The following is a 575-nucleotide window of genomic DNA, read 5'->3' on the forward strand; positions in this document are numbered from 1 at the left end:
TCCACTACGCATGTCGGCTTAATTCAGGTGTTAGCGGTCACAGCCAACATGATCGAACATCAAACCAATCAGAAGGCCGAGAGCATCTTGAGTGGGCTGATAGCTGGCACCTCTGTATCTGGGATGCGATTCGGAGGAATCCCGCAGATCCTCTTCTCTACAGAGAACGCGCCCGGAGAGCCATACATCAATCTTGGGTCAGCTTGGTGCGTCTACCCGGAAAGACCCGCCACACTACCGGCCGAGGAACAGGACACTCCCGGCCCGGACTCTGAGGAGGCTGAGATCGCACTTATCTCAACGCTCCGGCACAAAGTTGTGGCTAGTATCGAGGTGTTGCACCCGTGGCCGCATTTGGTACTGACCTTCACAGACGGCTCCGTTCTATTTCTCAATGGCAAGAACGACGTCCACGAGCCTTGGCAAGCCGGTCTGGCTTGGTCGAGTCCTGGGGATCGGATAGACGTCATCGCGTGTCCTGGTGGAGAGCTCGCATTTGTTCTCCCCGCCAGTGACCGCTAACAATTCATTCAAGCCGAAACCGCTTCGCGGTTCGGCTTAATTCAGGTGTTAGG

The 575-nt window shown here is 55.8% G+C and carries 1 protein-coding gene; it reads left to right on the forward strand.

The features are described 5' to 3' along the window. Positions 1-522 (forward strand): hypothetical protein (locus G7B67_RS13360; RefSeq protein ID WP_207780953.1); only part of this gene is annotated, 522 nt, incomplete at its 5' end. Positions 523-575: the final 53 nt, after the last annotated feature.

The organism is Cognatiluteimonas telluris (genome assembly GCF_011320095.1).
Classification (GTDB): Bacteria; Pseudomonadota; Gammaproteobacteria; order Xanthomonadales; family Xanthomonadaceae; genus Cognatiluteimonas; species Cognatiluteimonas telluris.